The organism is Protofrankia sp. Cr1 (genome assembly GCF_963555865.1).
GTDB lineage: Bacteria > Actinomycetota > Actinomycetes > Frankiales > Frankiaceae > Protofrankia.
This window is the reverse complement of sequence record NZ_CAUVXO010000062.1, coordinates 12,299-13,808: the sequence shown is the minus strand read 5'-3', so window position 1 is coordinate 13,808 and position 1,510 is coordinate 12,299. Positions and strand designations below refer to the sequence as shown.

Below are 1,510 nucleotides of genomic sequence, written 5' to 3'. Positions count from 1 at the left end.
GCAGTCGCGCCAGCAGGCCGTTGACGAAGGCCGGCGAGCGTTCGGTCGACATCAGCTTGGCGAGTTCCACAGCTTCGTCGATGGCCACCCCGTCGGGGATGTCCTCGCGCCAGAGCAGTTCCAGCGCGCCGATCCGCAGGATGTTGCGGTCCACCGGCGGCATCCGCTCAAGCGTCCACTCCTGCGCATGGTCGGACAGCATCTCGTCGATGTCGATGAGATGCTCGACAACGCCTTCGACCAGGCTGACGGTGTATTCCGACACCGGCGGGTCAGCCTGCGCGAGCCGCTCGGCGAGCGTGTCGGTGAGGCTGTTCCCGCGCATGTCGGCCTCATAGAGGATGTCGAGGGCGCGCTTGCGAGCCTTCGACCGCGCGCTCAGCTGGTCACCCTGCCGAGGTAGCGACCGTCCCTGGTGTCGACCTTGACCTTCTCCCCGGCGGTGATGAACAAGGGTACCTGGACGGTGGCGCCGGTCTCCAGCGTCGCCGGCTTGTTACCACCGGTGGAGCGGTCGCCCTGCACCCCCGGCTCAGTCTCCGAGATGATCAGTTCGACGCTCGCCGGCAGCTCCACGTACAGCGGCGCACCATCGTGCAGCGCCACGGTCGCCGTGGTGTTCTCCAGCATGTAGTTCGCGGCGTCGCCGACGACGGCCGGCGGAACGGGCAGCTGGTCGAACGACTCGCTGTCCATGAAGACGAAGTCCGCGCCGTCGCGGTAGAGGAAGCTCATCTCGCGCCGGTCGACGGTGGCTACCTCGACCTTCACGCCGGCGTTGAACGTACGGTCGACAACCTTGCCGGTCAGGACGTTCTTCAGCGTCGTGCGGACGAACGCCCCGCCCTTCCCGGGCTTGACGTGCTGGAACCCGATGACGCTCCACAAGGTGCCGTCGAGGTCGAGTGTCATGCCGTTCTTCAGGTCATTCGTGGTCGCCACTGCGCGCAACTCTCCAGCCGGACCGCCAGGTTGGTCCGTTCGACAGACAGGGATCTCGCGAGAGTCTATCGCCATGCCGGACGGCTGACGGCCGGGTGACGTCTCAGCCGGCGCGCGGGCGCCGAGCCGCGATCGCCCGCAGCGCGAGGAGGTAGGAGTCGAAGCCCAGACCGGTTATGGTCCCGGCCGCCACCGCACTGATCACGCTGTGGTGCCGGAATTCCTCCCGGGCGTGGGTCTGGCTCAGATGCACCTCGACCAGCGGTCCCCCGACCTGGGCGGCGGCGTCGCGCAGCGCGTAGGAGTAGTGCGACCATGCCCCCGGGTTCAGCACGACCGCTGCGTCGTTGTCCGCGGCCTCGTGCAGCCAGGCGATCATCGTGGCCTCGTCGTCGGTCTGCCGGCAGTCGACCTCCAGACCCAGTTCCTCGGCCTGCTCCTGACAGGCAGCAACAAGATCGTCATAGCTGCGACTGCCGTACACCGCTGGTTCCCGCCGGCCCAGCCGGCGCAGGTTCGCGCCGCTGAGCACCAGCACCTTCATGACCGGACCCTCATGACCGGACCC

Annotated in this window: 3 protein-coding genes; all 3 read right to left on the bottom strand. The window is 67.7% G+C overall.

The window, feature by feature from the left end; translation table 11 throughout:
- Window positions 1-382 (bottom strand): transcription antitermination factor NusB (gene nusB, locus U9980_RS08160; protein WP_416210195.1); only part of this gene is annotated, 382 nt, incomplete at its 3' end.
- Window positions 379-942: an elongation factor P gene (gene efp, locus U9980_RS08155; protein WP_322747535.1), complete on the bottom strand. Its 564-nt coding sequence runs from the start codon at window positions 940-942 to the stop codon at window positions 379-381. The genes efp and nusB, both read right to left, overlap by 4 nt.
- Window positions 943-1,045: 103 nt before the next feature.
- A complete protein-coding gene (gene aroQ / locus U9980_RS08150) occupies window positions 1,046-1,486 on the bottom strand; it encodes a type II 3-dehydroquinate dehydratase (protein ID WP_322747536.1) in 441 nt (146 codons plus the stop codon).
- Between the last annotated feature and the right edge of the window lie 24 nt (window positions 1,487-1,510).

What these genes read in the sequence shown, in the direction of transcription:
- aroQ (WP_322747536.1), bottom strand. Translation starts at nt 1,486, where the DNA reads ATGAAGGTGCTGGTGCTCAGCGGCGCGAACCTGCGCCGGCTGGGCCGG.